We start from the raw sequence: 25,153 nt of genomic DNA, 5'->3' as shown, positions 1-25,153 counted from the left end.
CGACCGCCGTGTCAGCGGGCCTGGAAGGCCGCCTGCTGCCCCAGCATGTCCATCACGTGCTGGGGCATGCTCGAACGCAGCTGCCGCTCGAGCTGCTCCAGGTGGCTGGATACCGCCCGGAACGAGCCGACCTTCTGGTACAGCAGGTTCTTCTCCTGCGACAACTGCAGCAGCATGGCCTGGGCCCGCTGCCTCACCAGGTTGGCGCGATCGCGCTGCGTCTGCTGCAGGGTGTAGTCCTTGTCCAGCGCCGCCATGCCCACGCGCAGGTTCCGTTCCAGGAAGACGTAGGCGTAGTCGGCCGCGATCACGTCGCGGTACTGCGCGATCAGGCTGTCGGACAGCCCCGAGCCGGGAATCGTCGCGCCGATCGAGAGCATCTTGTAGACCGGCTCGGTGGTCTGGTTGACGAAGCCGACCTCCGCCGAGTTGTTCGGGATCGCCGTTCGCGTGGCGATCTTGTCGGCGATCGAGCGCATCATGGTCTCGACGCGAGCGGTGAAGGGCGTGTGGGTGTAGCTGGTGTTCAGCGTCACCACGTCGCAGTCGGTGTAGTTGTTGCACCGGAGCAGGTGCTGCGTGACGTTGGTGCCGGTGCCCGCCGCCTGGCCGTACAGCAGCTGGCTGATCGAGGTGATCGTCGGCGCCACGGGCTCGGGGTCCCGCGCCGCATCCTCTGGGTAGAAGATCACCGTGCCGACGATGCTCATGATGAGCTCGCGCTCCTGGTCGTCGAGGTAGGTGCCGGTGCGCTGCAGCGCCTTCCAGGTCAGGTTGCCGACGAAGGGCGCCTTGTTGCGGATGTTGGCGTCGCCCGAGGATCGGGCCGAGGCCAGGATGCCGGGGCGGTCGGTCGCACAGCGGCGGCGCGCGGCGTCCCGGTCGGTCTCCAGGCCCATCTCGATGGCCAGATCGGAACAGGCCTCCTGCGAGCTGAAGCCTGCTGCCTCGGCGGCCGTGCTGACGATGGCCTTTGCGGTCTCGCAGGAGTTGATGCGCGCGTTGTTGATCCAGGTCTCCAGGCCCTTGGCCCACTTGGTCAGCCCGCCCAGCAGCGGCGAGACCGACTCCAGCGCGAGCTGGAACGCGATGCCCGGCAGCGCGGCCGTGATGTTGCGCAGCATGTTCTTGAACTCGGCCGCCGAGATGTGCGAGAAGGAGCCGCCGAACACATCGATGCCGCCGCACCCGGCGCGTGCGCTCGGAAACTGGATCGCCGCGAGCTGGTAGACCTTGTTCGGCGCCCGCATGAACAGGCTGCCACCGGTGTAGGTGTTGAAGGTCTGCCCCCGGAACGCTCCCGGTGCGGTGTAGTTGCCGATGGCGCCCAGGCTGTTGAACATGTTGTTCACCTCGGCGTTCAGGTCACCGGCCCGCAGCGGCGCGGGGCCCACGGCGAGCGCCGCGCAACACAGGGCGACCACCACAGCGCGGCGCAGGGACTGGTCGGCGTCGGTACGCTTCATCGGGGGCTCCTTTGGATTTCTGTCCGCGCCGGTGCGGGCTCACCGCCTCAGCGCTGGTGGGTCAGGTGGGCCTGGGCCTGCAGGCCGCCAGTCGCGCCCAGGACCGGTGTGGCGGCGCTGTCGAGTGAGGCCGTGACCATCGAGATGCGCTCGACCAGTTGCGTCTCGGACAGCACGCCGAAGCCGATCGGTGTGATCTTTCCGGTGAAGGGCTGGGCGAGGTAGACGGCGGGAACCTGGCTCACCCGGAGCGTGGTGGCGATCCCGTTGTCCCGCCGGGCATCCGCGAAGCCGGGGATCGGGCCACCGTCGACGCTGATCGCGACCACCTTGATGCCGTGCCGGGCCTGGAAGGCCTCGAGCGTCGGCGCGAAGGCATGGCAGTAGGGGCAGTCGCTGCGGAAGAAGAAGAACAGGACATGGTCGCGACCCAGGGCGCTGATGGACTGGCTGCGCTGGGCCGTCTGAAGCTGGTCGAACACCTCCAGCGCCTTCGCGTTCACCGGGCGCCCCTGGAGCGTGGGGTCGAGTTCCGGGCTGGCCCATGCGATGCGCTGTGCCACGTCGGCGAAGGTGGATGCGCGCGACACCACCTGGGCCTCCAGCTCCATGTAGCGGCGCACGTTGGCTTCGGTCGGCCGCATGATGGCGATGTGCCGGCGCTCCTCGAGGGCCTTCTGCAGGCGCTCGAACTCGACGATCTCCGGGGGCTTCGCGGGCGACCGCCGGGGTGCAATGGCGGCACTCGATGACGTTGCGGCCTGCCGCGGTGCGGAAGCCGGTGGTTCGGGCGGCGGGATCTCCGGCTCTTCGTAGAAGTGCCAGCCGCGCCAATTGTCGGACCAGTACGGCCGTCCGGGGTCCTGCGACTGCGCAAATGCGATCGTCCCGCTGCCGAGCATGGCAACGAAGCAGATTGCGAACCGAGCTTGGCGCGAGGCAGGGCGGCGCAGCGTCATGGGCGCCTCCTCACGACAGCGACCGCGGCGGCTGGCCGTCACGGCAGTAGTTGATGCCGAAGTCGATGGTCTGCCGCCGCGGTGCCTGCACGCCGCCAGCGCCGTAGTTCGGCAGCTGCACGCCGTCTTGCCAGAAGCGCACGTTCAGGCGACTGCAGCCGGGCTGGGCGTAGCGCTTCTCGGTACTCACGTCGATGTAGATCGGCGTCGTGGCGTTGAAGCGTTTCGAGATCGCGTCGGCGACCTCGCCCACCAGGATTCCGTGGGCCTTGCCGTCGGGTGCGTCCAGGGCCGAAAGCATCAGCTGCCTGGCATCGCGGACCGGCAGTCTTTCCTGAGCCATGGCCGCGCTGACGAACAAGGCGCATGCGGCGCCGACCAGAACGGTGCTGGCCCTCATTGGCACTTCCCCTGGCCGTAGTAGCACGTGGGCACACGGCTGGCGCTGCCGGCCTGCAGCGCGTTGACATTCGGCAGGGTCGGCACCAGCGACGCATAGAACTCCGACAGGTCCATCGCCGCGAAGTTGAGCGTCTGCAGCTGCGCGATTGTGAAGCCGGAGCAGTCGGCGTTCTGCGGACCGCCCCAGCCCTTGCCGATCTGCGCGCGGCCCTGTTCGTTGACGATGCGCGCGAGCATCGAGTTGAAGCAGCACTTCGAGGTGGTGTGCTCGACGCAGGACACGCACACGCCCAGGACCCGGAAGCACGATGAGCACCAGGTGCCAATCGTGTGGCACAGCCTGGCGCCTTCCTTCATCGCCAGCTTCCCCTCGTCCTCGTTGCAGGACATCATCGAGAGGACGATGTAGATGATCACTGCAATGGCCAGCGTCCACGGGTCGAAGGCCACGACCAGGCTGTCGCCGGCATACACGGCCACCGATCCGGCGGGCAGGGCGGCGCCGTTGACCGCCACCGTCACGCCGTAGGTCGTGAACGTGCCGCTGAAGCCGCCGCCCATCAGCAGCGCCGAGATCCCCTGGTAGATGAACTGCTGGTTCTGCGAGTTCATCAGCACGTCGAAGACCAGACGCGAGCCGCCGCCGAAGATGCTCTGGTTCGTCATGCCGGCGCCGGCGCCGTCGGCGTAGCAGCAGTTCTTCAGCAGGCGGTCGCGGCAGCGGTTCTCCTCGCCCTTGAAGACCTGCATGCGGTCGGCGTCCAGGTAGATGCCCGCCTCGCGGCCGGCCTCGAGCATCGACATGCTGCGCGCGAAGTCGGGGTCGTTCGGCGCGCCGATGTCGAAGCAGTTGCCGCTCAGGCAGAAGACGTTGGTCGGGCAGTTGCTGGTGGTGGTGACGGTCTCGGCGGGCACGGGGCAGCTGTAGCCGTCCTCGAACACCTCGCACACGCCGGTGACGGCATTGGTCTGCCGGCAGGTCGACGACTGCGGCGTGCAGCCTGCGGCCACCAGCGGTGCGCACTGGTCGGCCGACGCGCCGCCGCTGCACGACATGGTGCTCCGGTACTCCCAGCAGTCGCGGGTGACGGCCACGCCGTCGACGATCTTGGTCGCCGGGCCATCGGTGCAGACGGCGGGCGTGGTCGTGGTGCAGCGGCCACCGGCGTCCAGGGTCGGGCACTGGTCGTCCCAGCGGTCGGTCTCGGTGACGGTGGTGGCTGGCCGCGTATAGGACAGCCGCATCGTCGGAATCGGGCCGAAGGCGGGGTTGGGCGCCCAGCCGATCACGGCCCGGTCGGCGTCGATGTTCCAGTAATAGCCGCCTATGGCGCCGGTGATGTCGATGCCGGCGTAGGACGTCCATCCGGCAGCGGGCGCGTAGCACCTGGTGCCGTCCAGCGCGGAGGTGGTGCAGCCGCTGTCGCCCTGGCAGACGGTGTCCTGGATGTTGTCGCCGCTCTGCGTGCCGGCGCGGCAGGCGGCGTAGACCTTGAGGAAGGGCTCGACGCTGGTGCAGCTGTAGCCGGAGTCGCCGCCACCGGTGCAGACCTCGGCACGCTCCGGGGCCACCATCGCAGTCAGGCTGCAGATCAATCCGTTGCAGCTCTTGTCGGCCACCCAGACGGCCGTGCGGATGGGCTGGCCGTCGATCATCGAGTAGGTGGTGTCGAGAACCGACACGATCTGCGGGAAGACGACCGGCGTCGTCATGTCCACGTCGAAGAAGCTGAGCGGATTGCCGTCCTGGGTGACACGGAAGTGCTGCGCGGTGACGGCGCGGTCGGGCAGGCACTGCACGTCGAGACCCGTGCGGCCTGAGGCGGCGTTGGCGAACCAGTCGCCCGGGTTGCAGCTGGTGGTCCGCGTTGTGCTGACGGTCAGGCTTCGGCTGCAGCTGTAGTTGCCGACGCCGACGTAGCGCAGGCAGCTGCGTGGCTGCATGCCGGCGGGCACCGGGGTGACCGTGGTGGTGCACCCGCTGTAGTAGGCGGCCAGGCTGCCCAGCTCGGCCGATGGCGTGCGGCCGATTGCGCGCGCGGAGGCAACGGCAGGGTCATCGACACCGATCGTCGGGCGCGGTGTGTTGGCCGAGGAGAAGGCGCCGCGCTGCGCCTGGCAGAGCGGGTCGCTCGGGGTCAAAGTACAGGCAGACAGCCTCGCGCTGCCCTGCGATGAGAGATTGGGCTGGCGGTAGTAGCTGCGCTCAGGAGGGGTGGTCGTGTAGCCCGGGACCACGGCGGTGGCGCCCGGGGTGGTGACGTTGCCGCGGGCCACTGGGTTCGCGGCCTGGCCGGCGGCGACACCTTCCTCGTGCGGGCCGGCCACGGCGGCGGTCTGCGTTGTCAGGGAGCAGGCGGCGGTGATGCAGGCGACGAGGCGGCGCCAAGGCGAGGCGCCGCTCGCCGTGGATGGCGGCGAGGCAGGGAGGTGGCTATCGGGGCCTGGCGGGGTCGGTGGAAGCACGCCCCATGGTCAGGGGCGGTCCGGTCGGTGTCGCGGTGAAACGGCGACTGAGAGAGAGGGGTTTCGATGCTGGGCAAGCGTTTGGGGAACGGCTGTTCGGCAGCGGTTGCGGTCTGTCGCCGATACAGGTCGAACGTCCGCTCACTGCCACAAGGCGGTCACTGATCATGGCGACAGCGCGGCGCGCGAACGCCTGCTTCCCAAGCGACAGCGGCCGTAGTCCTCGGACTCGGCGTTCGGCGCCCAGTCCATGACCGCTTCTGCCCGGGACGACCGACTGAACCCGACCCTAAGCAGTCGCCGGGCCAACGAGAGACCTGTCATTCCTGTGTCGAAGCGTGGCCCCGTCGGCCCCGGTTGCCGTAGGTCCCAGGCACATGCGCGCTTGCCGACCTGACATCCGTCGCTGAAGACGCCTGCACCAGTTCGTTCAAGATGCCGCAGTGCTCCGCCTCACGAACACCAACGCACTGCTCGCGCAGCGCCTTCAGCTGCTTCTCCAGCTGGCGCAGCTCGCGGATGCGGGTGGCGACATGGCCGATGTGTTCGTCGAGCAGCGCGTTGACCTCGCCGCACTCGGCCTGCGGCGCATCCTTGAATCACATCAGCACGCGGATCTCGTCCAGCGTCATGTCCAGCGAGCGGCAATGGCGCACGAAGGCCAGCCGCTCGACGTGCCCGGGCCCGTAGATGCGGTAGTTGCCCTCGCTGCGCGACGCCTGCGGCAGCAGACCCTCACGCTCGTAGTAGCGGATGGTCTCGACCTGGGTCTGCGCCGCAAGCGCCAGTTCACCGATCTTCATGGTCTCGCTCCTTCCTTTCAGCCCGCGCTCACACGGGGCTGCAGTGCAATGATCGCCATGCCGGCGAGGCAGATGGCGGCACCGACGAGATCCCATCGCGTCGGCATGACACCGTCGACGCGCCACAGCCAGAGCACCGCCACGACGACATAGACACCACCGTAGGCCGCGTAGATGCGGCCCGCAGCGCTCGGATGCAAGGTCAACAGCCACGCGAATGCCGCCAGCGACGCCGCCGCCGGCAGCAGCCACCAGACCGGCCGCCCCTGCGTGAGCACCAGCCACGGCAGGTAGCAGCCGACGATCTCGGCGACCGCGGTGACGAAGAACAGTCCTGTGACGCGAAGGAAATCGAACATGGGTCGGAGCTCTCGACGTGCGCGGAGTGATGGCCACGGAATCGCAGCATAGCCGCTTGACTCTGGAGCGGCTACAGGGTTTCAAATACACGCATCGACACCTGAAAGCCCCTCATGAGCGACTCCTGCGGCAGCCACGGCTGCTCTGCCCCATCTGCCACCCAGAGCCCGCGCTACCGCCGCGTGCTCTGGGCAGCCCTGTTCATCAACGCGGCGATGTTCGGCATCGAACTCGCCGGAGGCTTGAGCGCCGGATCGGTGTCGCTGCTGGCCGATGCCGTGGACTTCTTCGGCGACGCTGCCAACTACGGCATCTCGCTGCTGGTGCTGGGCATGGCCTTGACCTGGCGCGCACACGCTGCGCTCTTCAAGGGCCTGACCATGGGCGCCTTCGGCATCTTCGTGCTCGGCCGGGCCGCCTGGTCGGCCGCCGCGGGTACCGTGCCCGAGCCGGTGACGATGGGCGCGATCGGCGCACTGGCGTTGCTGGCCAACGTGTCGGTGGCCGCAATGCTCTATGCGTGGCGCGAGGGCGACGCCAACATGCGCTCGGTCTGGCTGTGCAGCCGCAACGACGCCATCGGCAACTTGGCGGTCATGGCCGCGGCGCTGGGCGTGTTCGGCACCGGCAGCGGCTGGCCCGATCTGGCCGTCGCCGCGGTCATGGGCGTGCTCGCGCTGACCACCGCGCGCTCCGTCATCCAGCAGGCCCGCGCTGAACTGCGCCCCGTGCCAGCGCACGCTTGAAGGGTAGAACGCCATGTCCGACGCCATGCACCCCTTGTTGGCAGCGACGCCGCTGCTGGATATTCACCACCCGGACATCGAGGCCCTGGTCGCCCGCCGCGGCTGGCGAACCCTCAGCCCCTACGACCGCATCGGAGCCGTCTACGACTTCGTCCGCAACGAGATCGCCTTCGGCTACAACGAAGGCGACGAACTGGCGGCATCCCGGGTGCTCGCCGACGGCATCGGCCAGTGCAACACCAAGAGCACGCTGCTGATGGCCTTGCTGCGCGCGGTGGGCATTCCCTGCCGCTTCCACGGCTTCACCATCGACAAGCCGCTGCAGAAGGGCGCGATCACCGGGCTGGCCTACTGGCTGGCCCCGCAACGCATCATCCACAGCTGGGTCGAGGTGACCCTGGAAGGCGGCTGGATCGCGCTGGAAGGCTTCATCCTCGATGCGCCCTACCTGGCCAGCCTGCAGCGCCGGTTCCCGCAGGCGCGCCGCTACTGCGGGTACGGCGCTGCCACGCCCGGCCTGTCGGCGCCCGGCGTCGAATGGCGCGGCCAGGACACCTACATCCAGAAGGAAGGCATCGCCGACGACTTCGGCATCTTCGACAGCCCAGACGCCTTCTACGCGCGCCACGGCTCCAACCTGTCGGGCCTCAAGCGCTGGCTGTACGAACGCGTCATCCGCCATGCAATGAACCGCAACGTCGCGCGTGTCCGCGCCTCGAGGTGGTGAAACCCCACAGCCCGGTCGCCTTGGAGGCGACGAGGCCAACCCTGTAGCCGCTAGACTCTTGCCCGTGCGTCGAATCCTCGCCATTGTTCTGCTTGCCCTTCTGCCTTTTCAGTTCACTTGGGCGGCCGTAGCTTCGTATTGCGGACACGAGACCCAGGCCGCAGTCGAGCACTTCGGGCACCACGAGCACGAGCACCATGCGGACGTGGGCGGCGACGCCGAGCCGGATGCGGACCTAGCTGCAAACGCCGATGTCCAGGGCGACAAGGCGCCCGGCGCCATGGACCTGGACTGCGGCCACTGTCACGGCACTTGCAGCGCGATGCTGACGCTGCCGTCGGCTCTGCCCGGCTTGCTCTCGGCGGCGCACCCCAGCGCCATCTTCGAAGAAGCCGAAGGCGCATACGCGCCGACCCGACCCGAACGCCCTCAGTGGCTGCCCCTCGCCTGATCGGCGAGGCGGGTCTCTTCCTTCTCTGAAGCCCGTTCGCGCCTGAGTGCTTGCCGCAGTCTGCGGCGCCACCGGGCACGACGCGACCCCTGTGTCGCCGCTTGCCGATCTCCCGTGAGTTGTTATTAACACTGGAGCATCGAATGACAGCAACGTATCGAACAAGGGACTGGCGGCCAAGCTGCTGCTGGCCCAAACCGGTAGCCGCAGGCAACGCAACCAAAGAGACTCAGGCCGCCGGGACGGCGGCGACGCCTCTGGCCGGGCGAAGCGCCCTCAGCGCGGCAAGTCTGCGCGTCGGATCGCACCAAAGGCACTGCGCAGAAGCAGAACGACATCCACCAGCAGCGCCGTTGTCCTCGGAGGCATGTGGGCGCCGCAAAACGCAAGCGGCGAGGTGGCCCGACAACAGGCCAGGTTCGCCGCGCCCCGAGATCCTCGACCGATCAGCCAGCAGTCGATTCCAGGCGTGCCCGCCGCGCTTCAGGGGATTCGTTGCGCATCTCTTTGATGACTTCCTGACGCGTCTTGCCCGGACCGGTGCTCTTGACGGGCAGGGGTGCGTTGCGCTGCATCAGCGCGAGCGTGCCGTCCTTTCGGGCGGCATCGAGTTCAGCCAGCACCTCGGCGCGCGTCTTGCCGTTCTTGGCGTGATCCGGGTGGTACGTGAATCCGGCTTCGCCGCCGGCAGCGTGGTACAGCGACGTGGCCTGCGACAGGCCTGGCAGAGCGATGGCGGTGATGACGGCAATGGTGGCGAACGCAAACTTGAACGAGCTCATGGTGTCCATTCCTTGGTTGGGAAGTTCCCGCAAGCAACCTGCAGCGGGATGCCTGACGGCATGAGCAGTAATCTAAAAATCGCGCTCCAACAGAGACAGGTCCGGCAGATGACAGTTCGGACAGGTTGTTGGCCGGGTCTCACGGAGGGCAGCGCGCAATGAAGCTGCTGGTGATCGAAGACGAGGTCAAGCTGGCCGATTACCTGCGCAAGGGACTGACGGAAGAGGGATTCGTGGTGGACGTTGCGCACAACGGTGTCGACGGTCTTCACCTCGCCATGGAGTCCGAGTACGAGCTGCTGGTGCTGGACGGCATGTTGCCCGGCATTGATGGCCTGAGCCTGCTTACCGCCCTGCGGCAGAGCAAGCAGACGCCGGTGCTGATGTTGACCGCCCGCGTGCGCGTCGAGGATCGGGTGCGCGGCCTGCAGAGCGGTGCTGACGACTACCTCATCAAACCCTTCGCCTTCTCTGAACTGCTGGCGCGCATCCAGGGTTTGCTGCGGCGCGCCGGCCCAGCACGCGCCCCGGGCGGCGCGACTGTTCTCGGGCTGGCAGACCTGGAGATCGACCTCGTACGCCGCAAAGCGATGCGCGCCGGACGAAGGCTTGACCTGACAGCGCAGGAATTCAGCTTGCTCGCGTTGTTCGTGCGCCGACAGGGCGAAGTCCTGTCGCGCACCGAGATCGCCGAGCAGGTGTGGGACATGAATTTCGACAGCGCCACCAACGTCGTCGACGTCGCCATCCGCCGCCTGCGGAGCAAGCTCGACGCGCCCTTCGAGGGCACCCTGCTCCATACCGTGCGGGGCATGGGTTATGTGCTGGAGGTGCGAGACATATGAGCCGCAGCCGCATAGGGTCGTTGGGGCGCCGGCTGTCGTACTGGCTGGCCCTGCAGAGCCTCGTGGGTCTGGTCGTGGTCTGTGCAGCGGTGTATGGCGCGACGCACCTAGGCTTCCAGTCCCGTCAGGCGGAGGAAATGGTGCAAAAGCAGGTGCAGCTCCGACACCTGCTCGCGGAGGCGGCGCGCGATGGTGACGTTGCGACCCTGAAGCACAAGCTCGACGACTTCTTCATCGGGCACCCAGACATGGAACTTGCACTGACCCGGGCGTCTGACGGTTCAGAGTTCTATCGGCGGTCTGCGCCAAGCCCAGCGATCGACCAGCGCGTCGCGCGTTTCACAGTACCCGCGCCGGCGCCAGCGCAAGGGACACTCGACGCCGTACTGATGCTGGACATTCGGGACGACGCTGCACTGCTGCGTCGTATCGGGTTCACGCTCGCCTTCGCTGCCCTGGCCGGCACGCTTCTCGTGTCGGCAGGCGGGTTCCTTCTTGTGCGCTTGGGCTTGCGCCCAGTGCGCGACCTGGTGGATCAGACCCGCCAACTTGCTGCCGACACGCTGCACAGGCGTCTGGACGGCTCCGCACAGCCTGAGGAACTTGAGCCGCTGATTGCCCAGTTCAACGAGTTGCTGGGCCGGCTGGAGCTGGCTTACGTGCAAATGGAAGGCTTCAACGCCGATGTGGCCCATGAGCTGTGCACCCCGCTGGCCACACTGATCAGCAGCACCGAGCTCGCGCTGCGCAAGGCCCGGGATGCCACTGAGCTGCGCGAGGTGCTTGGCTCGAATCTGGAGGAGCTTCAACGCGTTGCCAGCATCGTCCACGACATGCTGTTCCTGTCGCAGGCGGACCGCGGCGTCATCGCACGACGCGTTCCGACCACCAGCCTGGCCGCGTTGGCGCTGCAGGTGTGCAACTACCATGAAGCTGCGCTCGAGGATGCGGGCCTGGCTCTGGAGATCGTCGGCGACGCCTCAGGCAGCTTCGACACCCCGTTGCTGCAACGGGCACTGTCGAATCTGGTCGGCAACGCCACACGCTATGCGCAGCGCGGCTCCACGGTGCGTGTTGAGATCATCCAGTCAGCACCCGGCGAAGTGCAGTTCCAGGTGGTCAATCGCGGCACCGCGATCGAGCCCAGTCACCTTCCGCGCTTGTTCGACCGCTTCTATCGCGGCGATCCCTCGCGCAGCCACGCGGATCGCAACCACGGGCTCGGGCTGGCCATCGTGGCGGCCATCGCGCGCATGCACGGAGGGCGGCCCATGGCCGCATCATCCGAGGGCATCTCGTCGATTGGCATGAGCTTGAAAGACGGGCCGGCCAAAGCCACGTCGCCTCAGGCAGGCACGTCGAGCCCGGAGCACCAGCTGTCGTGAGCTTCTGCTGGACGATCACCTGCAACGGCGGATCAGCCAATTCACGCAAGGGCGTGCCGTTGACGAAGTAAACCGGTGCTTGTCCCGTGCCCAGACCGGTGTGACCGATGAGGTTCTGCCGCATCGGGGTTCTTGATTAGCGATGAACCTCAGCAACCCTGATGCCACGCTCGGGCTGCTTCGGCGTCGCGACCATCGCCCGCAGCAAACTGCCGAGCATGGCCCGCATGTCGTAGCGCCGGTTGAAGCGGAACTGGACTTCGGCGAGGTAACGGTATCCGTACTTGGCGAACTTGATGGCGTGGTACGTGCCAGTCAGCGCGGTCTTCACGTTGCCGATGAGCGTGTTGACGGCGCGGAACTTCTCGTTGAGTACGCTGGCCTTGCCGCCACCGGTGACCTCGCGGTCGTGGACGGCGCCCATCGAGGCAGCCACGGTGAAGCAGCCCAGGCCGTCGGAGACGACGGTCAGCGGCAAGCCCATGCTGGTCGCGATGAACTCCTTCATCGCCTCGTTGGTGAACGGCCGCGCCGACAGGCAGGCCAGGTGGGCGCGGCCGTCCTCGGTAGTCTGCACCGCCACGACGAAGGGCACCTTGTTCTCCGAGCCGCGGCCGGCCTTGCCACCGCTGCGTTCCCCGCCGAGATAGGCGTCGTCGACTTCGACGCGGCCGGTGAGTTGCCGCTCGGACTCGGCCAGAGCCATGGCCTGCAGCAGCTTGTGCTTGATGAGCCATGCGGTGCGGTAGCTCACGCCCAGCTGGCGGGTCAGTTCCAACGCCGAGACGTTGTTCTTGGCCTGCGTCAGCAGTTGCATGGCCAGGAACCAGCGCGTCAGCGGCAGCTTGGTAGCCTCGAAGACGGTGCCGCTGGTTACGCTGCACTGGTACTGGCAGCCGGAACACTGCCAGTACAGGCGGCCTTCGCGTCGGAACGTGGTGCGCGACTGCATGACGCCGCAGACCGGACAGACGAAGCCGCCCGGCCAGCGCGCGGAAACCAGAGCCCGCTCGCACTGCTCCTCGGTTCCGTAGCGGTCCATGAACTCCGGCAACGACAGCCCCTTCTGGAACTGGACTCGATTCATCGGCATGGCGCATCTCCTGGTGGGATGCGCCCATCCTCGGCGCTCAGTGGCTCACAGAGTGAGCCTGCTGAGCTTCATCGCTAATCAGGTCGGGGTTTGAGGTCCATCAGGTCTCCACTGGAGCTGCGGAGCCTTAACCCGCGCCAGTGCCTCAAGGTAGCTGCCCTGCGGCCGCTGGCCCGCAGGCCTGGAGCGTGGGAAGGCAGACAATCTCGGGACTATCGAAACCAACCCACCCCTTGCTCCTGCAAGAGAACTTCGCCCATGCAGTCCAAACCGAATGCGTTCGAGCGCTTCCTTGAGTCGGCCATCTTCGCCAGTCGTTGGCTACTCGCTCCCTTCTTTCTCGGCCTGATCATCGCCATGGCGGTACTGCTCCTGAAGTTTGGCAAGGAACTTTGGTCGTTGCTGTTGGGCGTCTTCGGTTACGTCCAAAACGATGCGGTGATCTCCATACTGACGCTCGTCGACACTGCACTGATCGCCGTCCTGCTGTTGATCATCGTTTTCAGCGGCTACGAGAACTTTGTCTCCAAGCTCAGCATCGGTGACCACGAAGACCGGCCCGCCTGGATGGGAAAGATCAGCTTCTCGGATCTCAAGATGAAGCTCATTGGCGCCATCGTCGCGATCTCGGCAGTTGAACTGCTGAAGGCCTTCTTGATCAGTGTGCAGCTCACGGGCGAGCAGATAGGTTGGAAGATCGCCATCCACCTCACCTTCGTGATCTCGGGCCTTCTGTTCGCCGCCTCGGACTGGATCAGCGACAGCCGCAAGTCCCCCTGAGGACCAGGACGCGACGCCGCCTGCATGTCCCTCAGGTTTGACTGATGCCAAGTTGAGGTCCGCAGCCCTGGAAGGGCTGAGTCTTCCGTGGAACTGCCGCCTCGCGGTGTGTCACCACCGGAAGCTGCGTTCGGCAAGCAAGCGCCACCGGCGCTGACGGTGGCGGTAGAAAACCTGGGCGAACAGCCAAACCGGCAACGTGAACAGGCCTGCATCGATGGTCACTGTGTCTCGATAGAGGGTGCGCCCACTGGCCGTGGAGATCGAGATGGTGTGGTCCCAGACCTTGACCAGGGCGCTATGGCCGTTATCGCGCAGAAGGAAGCCAGCTGCCGAGTCGGGGTATGAGATCACGATGGCCTGTTTGCCGAAAGGCACGAAACCGAAAATGCGCACGCCGACCCAGTACGTGCCCTCGGCCCAGGTCTGGGGCCAGATGTGCGGTTCGAGCGGTGTTAACTGAACCAGCGGGTAGGCGACAAAGTTCAGCAGACGCGTAGTCACAGCATGGGTGATCGCGTCATCCATCGAACATTCAAGCTCTGTGGAGATGTCTACTTGCATCTTGCATTGCTCGGCTTCATGGATCGCGCTGCGCTAGGACTCCAACGCGGTGGAGCTGGCTGCCATGGCCGCGCGAATCAATTTCGATGACGGAGACCAGCCGGCGCCGGTGTCATCGGTCGCGTTCCTCGATCAGCCGTTTGAGTTCAGGCGGGATGGCCATCGGCTTGAAGGCGCTGACATTCGCGCCGCCGGTATTGCCCATCGGCAGGCGTCCGACCAGATGTCCGATCGGGACCAGTGCGATGCGCTGAACCTGACCGATCACCTCGCGCCAGTCGCCCGCTGACCAGCCCACCCGGAGCATCTGCCAGTGAACCCGCAGATGCGGCACGAAATCAAGCTGGCCGAGCACATGCGCCCGTTCCAGGGCCGCGAACGCGCTCCTGGCGTCGCCCACGGCCCCGTACTGCCCGGCTTCTGCCATGGCCGCCTCGAAGGCTTCGATGCGAGACAGCCCCGTCTTCAACATCACTTGACCTCCCCCTTCTTCAGCAACCGAAGTCCGTTACCCACCACCAACAGGCTGGCGCCCATGTCGGCAAAGATGGCCATCCACATCGTCGCGCTGCCGAACACCGCCAGCACCAGGAACACGGCCTTGATGCCCAGCGCCAGTGTGATGTTCTGCCAAAGCACGGCATGTGTGGACCGGGACAGCCGGACGGTCTCTGCAATCCGGCGCAGATCGTCGTTCATGACCACCACATCCGCAGCTTCCATGGCGGTGTCGGTGCCGGCGGCACCCATCGCCACGCCGATGTCGGCCTGCGCCAGTGCTGGCGCGTCGTTGATGCCGTCGCCGGTCATCGCGGTCAGGCCATGCTGGGCCTGCAACGTCTTGATGGCCTCCAGTTTGTCTTCAGGCAGCAGGTTCCCGCGCGCTTCATCGATGCCGGCCTCGTGCGCGATGGCCGTCGCTGTCGCCTGGTTGTCGCCGGTCAGCATCACGGGCGTGATGCCCAGGGCCTTGAGCGATGCAATCGCCTCGCGGGACGAGGCCTTGATCGTATCGGCCACCGCGAACAAGGCGATGGGGCCTGTGCCCGATGCCAGCAGGCTGACCGTGCGACCCGCTTCCTCGTGGGTGCGCAAGGTCGCCTCCAGAGCCGGCGAACACTGACCGCGTTCCTCGATCAAGCGGTGGTTGCCCAGCACGTAGACGGCTCCGCCGACGTCGGCCTGCACGCCGCGGCCGGCGATGGCCTTGAAGTCCTTGGCCTCGACGTTGTTAGGGGTCAGGCCGGTGGCGATGGCGCGTGAGACCGGATGGTCCGAGTGCCCCGCCAGGACGGCGGCGATGTGCTCGGCGGTGGCTGCGTCGACCTCGGTGCCAATCACTTCCCACGCCACGAGCTTGGGCTTGCCTTCGGTGATGGTGCCCGTCTTGTCCAGCGCGATCGCCTTGATCTTGCGGGCTTCCTCCAGATAGATGCCACCCTTGATCAGGATGCCGCGGCGCGCTGCGGCGGCCAGGCCGCTGACGATCGTCACCGGTGTCGAGATCACCAGGGCGCAGGGGCAGGCGATCACGAGCAGGACCAGCGCCTTGTAGACCGCTTCTAGCCAGGTCCAGTCGAGCAACCAGGGGCCGAGCAGTGCCACGGCCAGGGCGATGACGAAGACCGCCGGCGTGTAGACGGCGGCAAAGCGGTCGACGAAGCCCTGGGTGGGCGCCCTCGTCCCCTGGGCTTGCTCGACCGCGTGGATGATGCGAGCGAGCGTCGAGTTCGAGGCCAGCGCGTTGACCTCGAATTCGAAGGTACCGGTCTCGTTGATCGTCCCCGCGAAGACCGGATCGCCGACCGCCTTGTCGACCGGAATGCTCTCGCCCGTGACCGGCGCCTGGTTGATGCTGGAACTTCCGGCCGACAGCACGCCGTCCATCGGCACGCGCTCACCCGGACGTACTTGCACGACGGCGCCGAGCATCACGGAGGCCACCGGCAAGGTCGCCCAGCTGCCGTCGGCCTGGCGCACCAGCGCTTCCTCGGGCGCCATTTCCAACAGGCCCTTGATGGCGTTGCGGGCGCGATCGACGGCCCGCGCCTCGATCGCCTCGGCGATGGCATACAGCGCCATCACCATGGCCGCCTCCGGCCATTGGCCGATCAGGAAGGCGCCGGTCACGGCCACCGTCATCAGCGCATTGATGTTCAGCCGCCCATGGCGCAGTGCCGTCAGACCTTTCTTGTAGACGTCGAAGCCAGCCAGCCAGATGGCGGCAGCCGCCAGAGCCAGGCCTGCGGCCTTCCAGACCTGCGTGTCCGGAGCGAAGAAACCAAGCACCTCCGCGCCGATGGCGAGCAGCAAGGCGCCACCCAGCCGCCATGCGCCGCCCGAGCCGGCGCCATGGTTATGGCCGTCGGCCCCGGCCTCAGAACCCGTCGCCGCGTCGTTTCCCTTGTCCTGGATGGGTTGCGGATCGAAGCCGGCTTTGCGGATCGCAACCAGGGCTTGTTCGACGGAAATCGCCGGTGCGTCGATGGCCATCGTGCGCTGACCCAGCTGGAAGGTCATCGCGCGGATACCGGTGATGTGCTCGACTGCGCGCCGGATTTCCGACTCCTCGCTGGCACAGTCCATCGTCGGTACGCGAAAGCGGGCCCCACCGGCGGTCAAATCCGCGCCGGGGAGCGTGCCCGCAGCGGGCGCATCGCCGTGGCAAGCGCCGCAGGCATCGGCAGGCTTGGCTGCTGCAGCGTCAGGAGTTGGAGAGTGGGGGGTGCTCACAGTGGCCTTCCTTGATGGGTTGCAGGCATTGGAAACCCTGAAGTCGGTTTAGAGTCAAGCACTTTGATCCCAGATGGAGAAGACCATGCGCATCGGTGATTTGGCCGAGTCGACCGGGACGGCGATCGAGACGATCCGTTTTTACGAACGCGAGGGTCTGATCCCCGCAGCGCAGCGCGCGGAAAACAACTACCGCATGTACACACCCGCGCACGCGGAGCGTCTGGCGTTCATCCGCCATTGCCGCAACCTGGACATGACCCTCGATGAGATCCGGACGCTGCTGCGGCTGCGCGATGCGCCCCTGCAGGACTGCGGCGAGGTGAACGCATTGCTCGACGAGCACATCGGGCATGTCAACCACCGTATGCGCGAGCTGCGGACGCTGCAGAAGGATCTGAAGGCATTGCGCGCGCGGTGCGGCACGCCCCACGCCATCGAGCAGTGCGGCATCCTCAACGAGCTCGACACCGCGGCCGCCCAGTCCACGCCAGCGCCGCCGCACCGTCACATCCGCGGAACGCACTGAATCCCGGCACAGCGGGCACGACTGCCGATGACGAACATGACGAGACGGTCATGTTCCTGTTCTGCGGCTGTTGGTATGCAGTTTCTACAGTCACCTTCGATGTCGGCAAGGCGCGCGGTTCTGCGCAGCTGCCGGCACTTACCCCCATCGAAAGGACTGAACATGCAATCGACCCGTCGACTCCGTACCGCTGCCCTCGTCGCCCTGAGCGTCGTCCCTTTCCTCAGTTTTGCCGCCAGCGGACCTGTGTTCATGAACGGCCAATCCATCTATGGGCAGCGGGCGACCCAGGGCGCTCCCGTTCGCGTCGTGGACCTCGCTGCCACGGATCGGCTCAACGTCGGCTACGGCGAAAGCGTGGTCTTCCGCAGCGGCGCACAGCAGTTCTCGTGGACCTTCAACGGGCTCGACCGGAGGTCCGTCGATGTCAGTCAAATCGCGCCGGCAGGCTTTGCCAGCAAGCCCTTCGCCGTGCACGTCGGCCGCAGCCCGTCGAATCGACACTGAGATCGTTGCGGTGCAGTCCTTGTCTTCTGCGCACTGTCAGGAGTTCGCAGGTTGCCAGTGCGCTGCCCCGGCCGGCGCGTCCCCAGTTGTTTTACAAGGCGGGGAGCCCGTGTCTAGGCCGCCAAGTGCGGAGAGATGGAGATGCCTCGCCGCATTGACTGCAACCAGTCGTGCGCCCAGGGTGCGAGAGTGACAAGCGCCTCGATGTGCCGGGCAACTGCTCTTGGCCGTATCACGCGTGGAGAGAGGGCTCGCCCGAGCGGTCAGCTCACGGAGCTGAAGCGATCCAGAATCCGCCTGCCGCTCTATCCGGCGCTGGTTGGCGGTGATTGGCGTTGGAAGCCTGCTCCGTGATAGCTTACTGCTCGTCCTATCTTGCCTCTGGCTCCAGCGACTTCTATGCAGGTCAAGTACCTCGACTCCGCGCTTGCTCAGACACTGACCTGGATTTGGTTGGTCGTGCTTGCTGCCGGTGGGGTGGCCTGGTTGATTCACCGCTACTGGCGCGCGCGGCATCCCATCCCGCGACCGGAACCCGTGCTCAGATACAGCCAGCGACTGCAACAGCGTCTCGCGAAGAGTCAGGTGGTCAAAAAGCGCAAGCATCCGAAGCGCCCGTCCACGAGCCACCGACAACGGGACTGATGATGGCCATCCTGCAAAGGCCTGCTCTGTTCGCATCGAAGCTCTCGACCGCGTGCGACAAAGGCACGTCGCGCCGGCCGGGGTGGGCGTCGCAGGTGGTCCCATGGCTTTGGATCTGCCAGAAGGTAGAGAACGAGTCAGCTGGGTTGGGCCCAGGAAAACCCTGTGTCCGTTAGACTTGTTGCAATGTCCCGCTTCCTTGCCATCTTCTTTCTTGTTCTGCTGCCGTTCCAGTTCAGCTGGGCGGCAGTGGCACCGTACTGCGGGCATGAGCGTGAAGTTGTGTCCGGGCACTTCGGTCATCATGAGCACCACCATCACTCTGCGGCTGAGGGCGATGGCGATGGCGATGGTGATGGCGATGGCGATGGCAGGACGTTTGCGGATTCGAAAGCCACCACCGAACTTCAGGCCGACAAAGCGCCAGGCGCCATCGATCTGGACTGTGGTCAGTGCCATGGCAACTGCAGTGTGATGCTGTCCTTGCCGTCATACCTTCCCGCCGGGGTTTCGGTTGAGCGGCCAGGCGCCACCATCGACGTGGCCAGCGGCGCACACGCGCCCACCCGACCCGAACGCCCTCAGTGGCGGCCCCTCGCCTGATCGGCGAGGCGGGTCTCTTCCCTTTCTGAAGCCCGTTCGCGCCTGAGTGTGCGCCGCAGCCTGCGGCGCCGTCGGGCACGACGCGACCTGTTGGTCGCCGCTTGCCGATCTCCCGTGAGTTGTTTTCAACACTGGAGCATCGGATGACACCAAGAACTCGAACGAGGGCCCTGCTGCGCGCCAGCGTAGTTGCCGCCGCGACCTTCTGCGGCACGACTGTGCAGGCACAGGCCGCTACGGCGGCCGCTGCGACTGCCACGGCTGCAGGAGCGGCAGGCACGGAAGCCGCCGCAAGCACACTGAGCCTGCGCCAGGCTTATGAAGCTGCATGGGCCCGCCAGCCCGAAGCTCTGGCGCTGCAGGCGCGGCGCGACGCTGTACGCGCTCAGCAAAGCGCAGCGAAGGCGTGGACGCCAGAGCCGGCAGCGCTGGAACTCTCGAACAAGACCGACCGCCTGGGCAACAACCAGGGCGCGCGTGAGGTAGAGGTCGGCATCGCCGTGCCGCTGTGGCTGCCCGGTGAACGTGGCCGCAGCGCAGCGCTGGCCGACGCCGAGGGCGCTGCCATCGAAAGCCGAGCCACTGCGGCACAACTGCGCGTCGCCGCCACCGTCCGCGATGCCTGGTGGCAGTGGCAGCGTGCGCGCATCGAGGTCGGAACCGCCCGCGATCAACTCGAAAACACCCGCCTCATTGCCGCTGACGTGGCCCGGCGTGCGAAGGCCGGCGATCTGGCCCGCGCCGACCAGCACCAGGCTGACGGCGCGGTGGCCAGCGCGGAAGCTGCTGTGGCGCAGGCCGAGGCCGGCCTCGCGGCGGCACGACAGCATCTGCGTGCGCTGGCCGGCGCCGCACCCGCATTGTCTGGCGCAGGCGACACCCTGGCCGAGCCGGATCCCGGCGCCGCAGCCACTGAGCTCGAAGCGCACGCCGCTTTGCAGGAGCTCAAGGACCGCGCCACCGTGGCAGATCGAACCGTCGCGCTGACCGCCGCCCAGTCGCGCGCCAACCCCGAGCTGATGCTGGCAACCACGCGAGACCGCGGTGCCCGCGGCGAGGCGTCCCAACAAACCATCACGCTGGCCATCCGCATCCCCTTCGGCGCTGGGCCGCGCTTCGATGCCCGCAGCGCCAACGCGCGCGCCGAGGCGACCGAAGTCCAGGCCCAGTTGGCACTGGAACGTGAACGTCTCACTGCAGAACGGGAAGCGGCGCGCGTGCGTGTCGAAGCCTCGCGCACGCAGTTAGCAGCCGCCGAAAGACGTGCGCAACTCGCCCGCGAGTCGCGCGGCTTCTTCGACAAGTCCTTCAGACTCGGCGAAACCGATCTGCCGACACGCCTGCGCATCGAGGCCGAAGCCGCCGAGGCCGACCGACAGGCGGCACGCACCCGCATCGAACTCTCGGCAGCGATTTCCGCATGGCGCCAGGCACTCGGCCTTCTGCCCCAGTGATGGCTGCCGGCGCCGTGTCCGTGATTCCTACCCCCGAATCCTCCAGGAACCCTTCCATGAACTTCCCGAAACTCCCGGCCGCGCTGCTCGCTGCGGCCATCCTCCTTGCTGTGCCCGCCTGGGCGGGTGAAGGCCATGACCACGGTGACGCTGCACCTGCGGCCGTCGGCCAAGCACTCCCGCGGTTCTCTGCGGTGTCAGAGACCTTCGAGCTCGTCGGCGTGCTCAGCGGCAAGCAGATCACCCTGTACCTCGACCGCTTTGCCGACAACAGCCCGGTGCGGGACGCGCAGATCGAACTCGAGATCGGCGGCGCGAAGTTCAAAGCCGAGAAGCAAGGTGAGGACGAATACGAAGTCGTGCTGCCCAATGAGCCCAAGCCCGGCGTTCTGCCGGTCGCCGCAACCGTGATCGCAGGCAATGAGACCGACTTGCTTGCCGGTGAACTCGACATCCACGAGGAGGCGCACACCGAGGAGGCGGTCGCATCCATTGCCTGGACGAAGTACGCAGGCTGGGCTGCGGGCGGCGTGGCGGTCCTGGCCCTTCTCCTGTGGGGTGGGCGTCGTTTGATGGGCGCTCGCAGCGTTCGCGCCGGGGGTGCAGCATGAAGCGCACGCTGATCGCCACCAGCTTGGCGCTGTGGTTCGCCCTGGCAGCACTGTCTCCAGCCCATGCCGGCGAAGGCCACGACCACGGCGATGCGCCAGCAGCGCCCAGTGCCAACGGCCCGCAGCGCCAGCCCGACGGCAGCGTCTTTCTGCCCAAGCCTGCACAGCGCCAGCTGGGCGTACGCACCGTCGTCACCGAAGCCGCCGAGCTGCCCCGCACCGTGGAACTGGGTGCCAAGGTGCTCATGGACCCGAATGCCGGTGGCAAGGTACAGCCGCTGAACGCCGGCCGTATCGAACCGGGGCCGCGTGGCCTGCCCAACCCTGGGCAGGCGGTGCGCAAGGGTGAGGTGCTGGCCTACGTCGTTCCGTCGGCGGCGCCCATCGAACGATCGAACCAGGCTGCACAACTGGCCGAGCTGCGCGCCGCCAAGGCGCTGGCCGACAAGCGCATCGCGCGCCTGCAGGAGCTGGCCGACACGGTGCCGCGCAAGGAGATCGAAGCGGCCGAGAGCGAAGCCGCCAGCCTGGCGGCACGCATCTCTGCCGTCGGTGGTGGCCTGGCCACCCGCGAGGCGTTGGTGGCGCCGGTGTCGGGCGTGATCGCCTCGGCCAACGTGGTGGCCGGCCAGGTGGTGGATGCCCGCGAACTGATCTTCGAGATCGTCGACCCCTCGCGCCTGCGCATCGAAGCGCTGGCCTTCGACGCCGCCATCGCCGCGAACATCGGCGCCGCGACCATTGCCCTGGGCGACAAACGTGTGCCCCTGACCTTCATCGGTGCGTCGCGAAGCTTGCGCGAGCAGGCGCTGCCGCTGGCCTTCCGGGCCCAGGGTGATGCGCTCAACCTGCTGGCTGTCGGCCAGCCGGTGCGGGTGTTCGTGCAGACCAAGGACAAGGTCAAGGGCATCTCGGTGCCTGTGGCCTCGCTGATGAAGAACCCGGCCAATCAGACTGTCGTCTGGGTCAAGACGGCGCCCGAGCGCTTCGAGCCGCGGACCGTCACGACCGAGCCGCTGGACGGCGTCAATGCCGCGGTGACTTCGGGGCTGGAACCGGGCGACCGGGTCGCGACGCAAGGCGCCACCTTGATCAACCAGGTGCGCTGATATGTTCAAGTGGCTACTCGACAACAGCCTCACGAACCGGCTGCTGGTGATCATCGCCAGCGTCGTTCTGATGGCCTACGGCGCGTTCACGCTCTCCACCACGCCGGTGGACGTGTTCCCCGACCTCAACAAGCCCACCGTCACGATCATGACCGAGGCCGGTGGCATGGCCGCCGAGGAGGTGGAGCAGCTCATCACCTTCCCGCTGGAGACGACCATGAACGGTCTGCCCGGCGTGGAGAGCGTGCGCTCGACCTCGTCGGCCGGCCTGTCCTTCCTCTATGTCACCTTCGACTGGAGCACCGACATCTTCCGTGCCCGGCAGCTGGTGTCGGAGCGGCTGTCGTCCATGGAAGAAGGCATCGCCGAAGGCGTGGTGCCGCGCATGGGCCCGATCAGCTCGATCATGGGCGAGATCATGCAGATCGCCATTCCGGTCGATCCGAGCAAGATTAGCCCGATGGCCGTGCGCGAGTACGCCGACTGGGTGTTGCGCCCTCGGCTGCTGTCGGTGCCCGGCGTCGCACAGGTCATCCCCATCGGCGGCGAGGTGCGGCAGTTCCAGGTGCAGCCAAACACCACGCGCATGGCCGAGCTGGGCATTACGCATGACCAGCTGGAGGGCGCGCTGAAGGGCTACTCGTCCAACACCTCGGGCGGCTTTCTGGAGCTGAACGGCCGCGAGTACCTGATCCGCAACCTCGGTCGCACTTCGCGCCTCGATGACCTGAAGAACCTGGCGCTGACCTCGAAGAATGGCCAGCCCATCCTGATGCGGCAGATCGCCGAGGTCACGTTTGCAGCCGCACTCAAGCGCGGCGACGCCGGCTATGAAGGCAAGCCGGCGGTGATCCTGGGCATCCAGAAGCAGCCCACCGCCGACACCATTGCGCTGACAAAGTCCATCGAGGACGCGCTGGTGGGATTGAAGGCGTCGCTGCCGGCCGGCATGGAGGCGCCGCGCGTGACCTTCCGCCAGGCCAGCTTCATCGAGGCCTCGATCACCACGCTGCAGGGCAAGCTGATCGGCGCATCGATCTTTGTGGCGGTCATCCTGTTCTTCTTCCTGGGGACCTTGCGGCCGACCATCATCGCGCTGACGGCCATCCCGGTGTCGATCTTCATCACTGCATTGGTCTTCAAGTATTTCGGCCTGTCGATCAACACGATGACGCTTGGCGGATTGGCCATCGCCATCGGCGGCCTGGTCGACGACGCGGTGGTAGGTGTGGAGAACGTGCTTCGGCGGCTGAAGGCCGACCGCGCGAACCATCCGCACAGTCGTCTGCACCCGATCGAGATCGTCGCGCACGCCACGATGGAGGTGCGGTCAGCGATCCTGTATGCCACGGTCATCATTGTCCTGGTCTTCATCCCGCTGTTCGCGCTGCCGGGACTGGAGGGCAAGCTGTTCGTGCCGCTGGGCATCGCCTTCATCGTCTCGACGCTGGCCTCGCTGATCGTGTCGGTGACGGTGACGCCGGTGCTCAGCTTCTACCTGCTGCCGCGGATGAAGAACCTGGACCACGGCGACACCAAGGTCTTGGCCTGGCTGAAGGCGCGCTACGGAAGGAGCTTGCAGGGCGTGCTGGACCGGCCCAAGGCTGCCATGGCGGCGGCCGGTGCTGCCGTGCTGGTGGCCGCAGCCGCCGTGCCGTTCTTCCCGACGACCTTCCTGCCGCCCTTCAACGAGGGAACGCTGCTGATCGGCCTGCGGCTGAACCCGGGCGTCACTCTCACGGAGTCGTCGGCGCTGGCCCGCCAGGCCGAGGTGCTGGTCAAGCAGGTGCCCGAGGTCACGCACGTCGGGCGCCGCAGTGGTCGGGCCGAGCTGGACGAACACGCGGAGGGCGTGCACGTCAGTGAACTCGACGTGGGCCTCAAGCCCACCGCCGAGCTGACGCGCAGCATGGACGAGATCAAGGCCGACATCCGCAAGCGCCTGGTCAACCTGCCGGCGGCGCTGGAGATCGGCCAGCCCATCTCGCACCGTATCGACCACATGCTCTCGGGCGTGCGATCGCAGATCGCGATCAAGATCTTCGGCGAGGACCTCGATGCGCTGCGCGGCCAGGCCGATGCCCTGCGGGCCAAGCTGGCTGCGATCCCAGGCATTGCCGACCTGCAGATCGAGAAGCAGGTGCTGGCACCGCAGATCAAGGTGCGCATCGACTACGCCGCGGCGGCGCAGTACGGCGTGCCGGCGCCGCAGGTGCTGTCGGCGCTGCAGGCACTGGTCGAGGGCGAGAAGGTCACCCAGATCGTCGAGGGCAGCCGGCGCTTCGCACTGGTGGTGAAGCTGCCCGAATCGGCGCGCTCCGTCGAAGGGCTGGGCCAAATCCTGATCGAGACGCCGAACGGGCGCATCCCGCTTTCGAAGATCGCGACGATCGAGGACGGCGACGGGCCCAACCAGATCAGCCGCGACGACGGCAAGCGACGCATCGTGCTGTCGGCCAATGCGTCGGGGCGCGCTCTGTCGGAGATCGTGGCCGACATCCGCAAGGTGGTCGCCGAGACGAAGCTGCCCGAGGGCTACTTCATCACCCTGGGCGGCCAGTTCCAGGCTCAGGAGGAGGCCTCCCGCCTCGTCGGCCTGCTGTCCATCGTGTCGCTGACGCTGATGTTCGTGGTGCTGTACAGCCGCTACAAGTCGGCGGCGCTGTCGGCGCTGATCATGGTGAACATCCCGCTCGCGCTGGTCGGCGCTGTGATCGGCCTGTGGCTGTCGGGCCAGCCGCTGAGCGTGGCAGCCCTGGTCGGCTTCATCACGCTGGCTGGCATCTCGGTGCGCAACGGCATCCTGAAGGTCAGCCACTACATCAACCTGATGCGCTTCGAGGGCGAGTCCTTCGACCAGAAGATGATTCTGCGCGGCTCGCTGGAGCGGCTGAGCCCGGTGCTGATGACCGCGCTGGTTACGGCTTTTGCGCTGGCCCCCTTGCTGTTCGAGGCCGAGCAGCCCGGCACCGAGGTGCTGCACCCGGTGGCCGTGGTGATCTTCTCCGGCCTCATCAGCTCCACCCTGCTCGACACCTTCCTCACGCCCGCGATGTTCTGGCTCTTCGGGCGCAAGCCGGCCGAAGCGCTGATGGACGACAAGGACGCTGAAGCGCTTTGATGGCGCTTTGAT

The 25,153-nt window shown here is 66.7% G+C and carries 23 protein-coding genes and 1 pseudogene; 13 read left to right on the top strand and 11 right to left on the bottom strand.

What is annotated here, in order from left to right:
• Nucleotides 1–11 precede the first annotated feature (11 nt).
• The 6 genes and pseudogenes from ACPOLB_RS06220 to ACPOLB_RS06195 form a co-directional block, all read right to left on the bottom strand.
• Nucleotides 12–1,466: a conjugal transfer protein TraH gene (locus ACPOLB_RS06220; RefSeq protein WP_425260429.1), complete on the bottom strand. Its 1,455-nt coding sequence runs from the start codon at nt 1,464–1,466 to the stop codon at nt 12–14.
• Nucleotides 1,467–1,513: 47 nt separating this feature from the next.
• Complete coding sequence (traF, locus tag ACPOLB_RS06215; RefSeq protein WP_425260428.1) at nt 1,514–2,425, bottom strand: conjugal transfer protein TraF; 912 nt, start codon at nt 2,423–2,425, stop codon at nt 1,514–1,516.
• A 10-nt stretch (nt 2,426–2,435) separates the two neighbouring features.
• Nucleotides 2,436–2,726 (bottom strand): hypothetical protein, encoded by a 291-nt coding sequence (locus tag ACPOLB_RS06210; RefSeq protein ID WP_425259018.1) that lies wholly within the window; start codon nt 2,724–2,726, stop codon nt 2,436–2,438.
• A 95-nt stretch (nt 2,727–2,821) separates the two neighbouring features.
• Nucleotides 2,822–5,155, bottom strand: a complete 2,334-nt coding sequence (gene traN / locus ACPOLB_RS06205) for a type-F conjugative transfer system mating-pair stabilization protein TraN (protein ID WP_425260427.1) — start codon at nt 5,153–5,155, stop codon at nt 2,822–2,824.
• Nucleotides 5,156–5,613: 458 nt separating this feature from the next.
• Nucleotides 5,614–6,096: pseudogene (cadR, locus tag ACPOLB_RS06200) on the bottom strand (Cd(II)/Pb(II)-responsive transcriptional regulator).
• A gap of 17 nt (nt 6,097–6,113) precedes the next feature.
• Nucleotides 6,114–6,455, bottom strand: coding sequence for a YnfA family protein (locus ACPOLB_RS06195; RefSeq protein ID WP_425260426.1), 342 nt, complete (start codon nt 6,453–6,455; stop codon nt 6,114–6,116).
• 114 nt (nt 6,456–6,569) lie between these two features.
• Here ACPOLB_RS06195 and ACPOLB_RS06190 point away from each other — a divergent pair, with 114 nt between their 5' ends.
• From ACPOLB_RS06190 to ACPOLB_RS06180, 3 genes are all read left to right on the top strand, one after another.
• Entirely contained in the window at nt 6,570–7,202 is a 633-nt protein-coding gene (locus ACPOLB_RS06190; RefSeq protein ID WP_425260425.1) for a cation transporter, read from the top strand.
• Nucleotides 7,203–7,215: 13 nt separating this feature from the next.
• A complete protein-coding gene (locus tag ACPOLB_RS06185; protein WP_425260424.1) occupies nt 7,216–7,929 on the top strand; it encodes a transglutaminase-like domain-containing protein in 714 nt (237 codons plus the stop codon).
• A gap of 64 nt (nt 7,930–7,993) precedes the next feature.
• Nucleotides 7,994–8,380 carry a hypothetical protein gene (locus tag ACPOLB_RS06180; protein ID WP_425260423.1) on the top strand — a complete coding sequence of 129 codons (387 nt, stop codon included), beginning with the start codon at nt 7,994–7,996 and terminating at the stop codon, nt 8,378–8,380.
• Between the two features lie 446 nt (nt 8,381–8,826).
• Here the strand turns inward: ACPOLB_RS06180 and ACPOLB_RS06175 are convergent, their stop codons facing one another.
• The gene (locus ACPOLB_RS06175) at nt 8,827–9,162 is read right to left on the bottom strand and encodes a DUF4148 domain-containing protein (protein ID WP_425260422.1); all 336 of its coding nucleotides are present in this window, start codon (nt 9,160–9,162) and stop codon (nt 8,827–8,829) included.
• 158 nt (nt 9,163–9,320) lie between these two features.
• On the opposite strand from ACPOLB_RS06175, the gene ACPOLB_RS06170 reads away from it, so the two are divergent.
• Both ACPOLB_RS06170 and ACPOLB_RS06165 read left to right on the top strand, forming a co-directional pair.
• The gene (locus tag ACPOLB_RS06170) at nt 9,321–10,007 is read left to right on the top strand and encodes a heavy metal response regulator transcription factor (RefSeq protein ID WP_425260421.1); all 687 of its coding nucleotides are present in this window, start codon (nt 9,321–9,323) and stop codon (nt 10,005–10,007) included.
• Entirely contained in the window at nt 10,004–11,392 is a 1,389-nt protein-coding gene (locus ACPOLB_RS06165; protein ID WP_425260420.1) for a heavy metal sensor histidine kinase, read from the top strand. Before ACPOLB_RS06170 ends, ACPOLB_RS06165 begins: the two co-directional genes overlap by 4 nt.
• Nucleotides 11,393–11,528: 136 nt before the next feature.
• Here the strand turns inward: ACPOLB_RS06165 and ACPOLB_RS06160 are convergent, their stop codons facing one another.
• On the bottom strand, nt 11,529–12,485 hold the full coding sequence (locus ACPOLB_RS06160; protein WP_425260404.1) for an IS1595 family transposase: 957 nt from the start codon (nt 12,483–12,485) through the stop codon (nt 11,529–11,531).
• Between the two features lie 258 nt (nt 12,486–12,743).
• On the opposite strand from ACPOLB_RS06160, the gene ACPOLB_RS06155 reads away from it, so the two are divergent.
• The gene (locus ACPOLB_RS06155) at nt 12,744–13,265 is read left to right on the top strand and encodes a TIGR00645 family protein (RefSeq protein ID WP_056321176.1); all 522 of its coding nucleotides are present in this window, start codon (nt 12,744–12,746) and stop codon (nt 13,263–13,265) included.
• A 111-nt stretch (nt 13,266–13,376) separates the two neighbouring features.
• Here ACPOLB_RS06155 and ACPOLB_RS06150 read toward each other — a convergent pair whose 3' ends face one another.
• The 3 genes from ACPOLB_RS06150 to ACPOLB_RS06140 form a co-directional block, all read right to left on the bottom strand.
• Nucleotides 13,377–13,793: a hypothetical protein gene (locus ACPOLB_RS06150; RefSeq protein WP_425260418.1), complete on the bottom strand. Its 417-nt coding sequence runs from the start codon at nt 13,791–13,793 to the stop codon at nt 13,377–13,379.
• Between the two features lie 148 nt (nt 13,794–13,941).
• Nucleotides 13,942–14,301 (bottom strand): DUF3703 domain-containing protein, encoded by a 360-nt coding sequence (locus ACPOLB_RS06145; protein ID WP_425261883.1) that lies wholly within the window; start codon nt 14,299–14,301, stop codon nt 13,942–13,944.
• Nucleotides 14,301–16,415: a heavy metal translocating P-type ATPase gene (locus ACPOLB_RS06140; RefSeq protein ID WP_425261882.1), complete on the bottom strand. Its 2,115-nt coding sequence runs from the start codon at nt 16,413–16,415 to the stop codon at nt 14,301–14,303. Before ACPOLB_RS06140 ends, ACPOLB_RS06145 begins: the two co-directional genes overlap by 1 nt.
• A 232-nt stretch (nt 16,416–16,647) precedes the next feature.
• On the opposite strand from ACPOLB_RS06140, the gene cadR (ACPOLB_RS06135) reads away from it, so the two are divergent.
• The 7 genes from cadR (ACPOLB_RS06135) (at nt 16,648) to ACPOLB_RS06105 (ending at nt 25,141) form a co-directional block, all read left to right on the top strand.
• Nucleotides 16,648–17,091 carry a Cd(II)/Pb(II)-responsive transcriptional regulator gene (gene cadR, locus ACPOLB_RS06135; RefSeq protein ID WP_425261881.1) on the top strand — a complete coding sequence of 148 codons (444 nt, stop codon included), beginning with the start codon at nt 16,648–16,650 and terminating at the stop codon, nt 17,089–17,091.
• 162 nt (nt 17,092–17,253) lie between these two features.
• Nucleotides 17,254–17,598 carry a CzcE family metal-binding protein gene (locus ACPOLB_RS06130; RefSeq protein WP_425260417.1) on the top strand — a complete coding sequence of 115 codons (345 nt, stop codon included), beginning with the start codon at nt 17,254–17,256 and terminating at the stop codon, nt 17,596–17,598.
• Nucleotides 17,599–18,429: 831 nt separating this feature from the next.
• On the top strand, nt 18,430–18,846 hold the full coding sequence (locus ACPOLB_RS06125; RefSeq protein ID WP_425260416.1) for a hypothetical protein: 417 nt from the start codon (nt 18,430–18,432) through the stop codon (nt 18,844–18,846).
• Nucleotides 18,847–18,989: 143 nt separating this feature from the next.
• Nucleotides 18,990–20,300 carry a TolC family protein gene (locus ACPOLB_RS06120; protein ID WP_425261880.1) on the top strand — a complete coding sequence of 437 codons (1,311 nt, stop codon included), beginning with the start codon at nt 18,990–18,992 and terminating at the stop codon, nt 20,298–20,300.
• Nucleotides 20,301–20,356: 56 nt separating this feature from the next.
• Nucleotides 20,357–20,911, top strand: a complete 555-nt coding sequence (locus ACPOLB_RS06115) for a hypothetical protein (protein ID WP_425260415.1) — start codon at nt 20,357–20,359, stop codon at nt 20,909–20,911.
• Nucleotides 20,908–22,020, top strand: a complete 1,113-nt coding sequence (locus ACPOLB_RS06110; protein ID WP_425260414.1) for an efflux RND transporter periplasmic adaptor subunit — start codon at nt 20,908–20,910, stop codon at nt 22,018–22,020. The genes ACPOLB_RS06115 and ACPOLB_RS06110 overlap by 4 nt, the downstream gene beginning before the upstream one ends.
• Nucleotide 22,021: 1 nt before the next feature.
• The gene (locus ACPOLB_RS06105) at nt 22,022–25,141 is read left to right on the top strand and encodes an efflux RND transporter permease subunit (RefSeq protein ID WP_425260413.1); all 3,120 of its coding nucleotides are present in this window, start codon (nt 22,022–22,024) and stop codon (nt 25,139–25,141) included.
• The last annotated feature ends 12 nt before the right edge of the window (nt 25,142–25,153 follow it).

Source organism: Rubrivivax soli (genome assembly GCF_049810355.1).
In the GTDB taxonomy this organism is placed as follows: Bacteria; Pseudomonadota; Gammaproteobacteria; order Burkholderiales; family Burkholderiaceae_C; genus Rubrivivax.
Note: the sequence above shows the minus strand (reverse complement) of the source record. Positions and strands in the feature narration are given on the sequence as shown.

Coding starts and splice junctions, on each gene's coding strand:
- ACPOLB_RS06170 (WP_425260421.1), top strand. CDS start 9,321: ATGAAGCTGCTGGTGATCGAAGACGAGGTCAAGCTGGCCGATTACCTG.
- ACPOLB_RS06195 (WP_425260426.1), bottom strand. CDS start 6,455: ATGTTCGATTTCCTTCGCGTCACAGGACTGTTCTTCGTCACCGCGGTC.
- ACPOLB_RS06125 (WP_425260416.1), top strand. CDS start 18,430: ATGTCCCGCTTCCTTGCCATCTTCTTTCTTGTTCTGCTGCCGTTCCAG.
- ACPOLB_RS06145 (WP_425261883.1), bottom strand. CDS start 14,301: ATGTTGAAGACGGGGCTGTCTCGCATCGAAGCCTTCGAGGCGGCCATG.
- ACPOLB_RS06160 (WP_425260404.1), bottom strand. CDS start 12,485: ATGCCGATGAATCGAGTCCAGTTCCAGAAGGGGCTGTCGTTGCCGGAG.
- ACPOLB_RS06185 (WP_425260424.1), top strand. CDS start 7,216: ATGTCCGACGCCATGCACCCCTTGTTGGCAGCGACGCCGCTGCTGGAT.
- ACPOLB_RS06165 (WP_425260420.1), top strand. CDS start 10,004: ATGAGCCGCAGCCGCATAGGGTCGTTGGGGCGCCGGCTGTCGTACTGG.
- ACPOLB_RS06175 (WP_425260422.1), bottom strand. CDS start 9,162: ATGAGCTCGTTCAAGTTTGCGTTCGCCACCATTGCCGTCATCACCGCC.
- cadR (WP_425261881.1), top strand. CDS start 16,648: ATGCGCATCGGTGATTTGGCCGAGTCGACCGGGACGGCGATCGAGACG.
- ACPOLB_RS06190 (WP_425260425.1), top strand. CDS start 6,570: ATGAGCGACTCCTGCGGCAGCCACGGCTGCTCTGCCCCATCTGCCACC.
- ACPOLB_RS06210 (WP_425259018.1), bottom strand. CDS start 2,726: ATGCTTTCGGCCCTGGACGCACCCGACGGCAAGGCCCACGGAATCCTG.
- traF (WP_425260428.1), bottom strand. CDS start 2,425: ATGACGCTGCGCCGCCCTGCCTCGCGCCAAGCTCGGTTCGCAATCTGC.
- ACPOLB_RS06110 (WP_425260414.1), top strand. CDS start 20,908: ATGAAGCGCACGCTGATCGCCACCAGCTTGGCGCTGTGGTTCGCCCTG.
- ACPOLB_RS06155 (WP_056321176.1), top strand. CDS start 12,744: ATGCAGTCCAAACCGAATGCGTTCGAGCGCTTCCTTGAGTCGGCCATC.
- ACPOLB_RS06220 (WP_425260429.1), bottom strand. CDS start 1,466: ATGAAGCGTACCGACGCCGACCAGTCCCTGCGCCGCGCTGTGGTGGTC.
- ACPOLB_RS06120 (WP_425261880.1), top strand. CDS start 18,990: ATGACACCAAGAACTCGAACGAGGGCCCTGCTGCGCGCCAGCGTAGTT.
- ACPOLB_RS06105 (WP_425260413.1), top strand. CDS start 22,022: ATGTTCAAGTGGCTACTCGACAACAGCCTCACGAACCGGCTGCTGGTG.
- ACPOLB_RS06140 (WP_425261882.1), bottom strand. CDS start 16,415: ATGGACTGTGCCAGCGAGGAGTCGGAAATCCGGCGCGCAGTCGAGCAC.
- ACPOLB_RS06150 (WP_425260418.1), bottom strand. CDS start 13,793: ATGGATGACGCGATCACCCATGCTGTGACTACGCGTCTGCTGAACTTT.
- ACPOLB_RS06130 (WP_425260417.1), top strand. CDS start 17,254: ATGCAATCGACCCGTCGACTCCGTACCGCTGCCCTCGTCGCCCTGAGC.
- ACPOLB_RS06115 (WP_425260415.1), top strand. CDS start 20,357: ATGAACTTCCCGAAACTCCCGGCCGCGCTGCTCGCTGCGGCCATCCTC.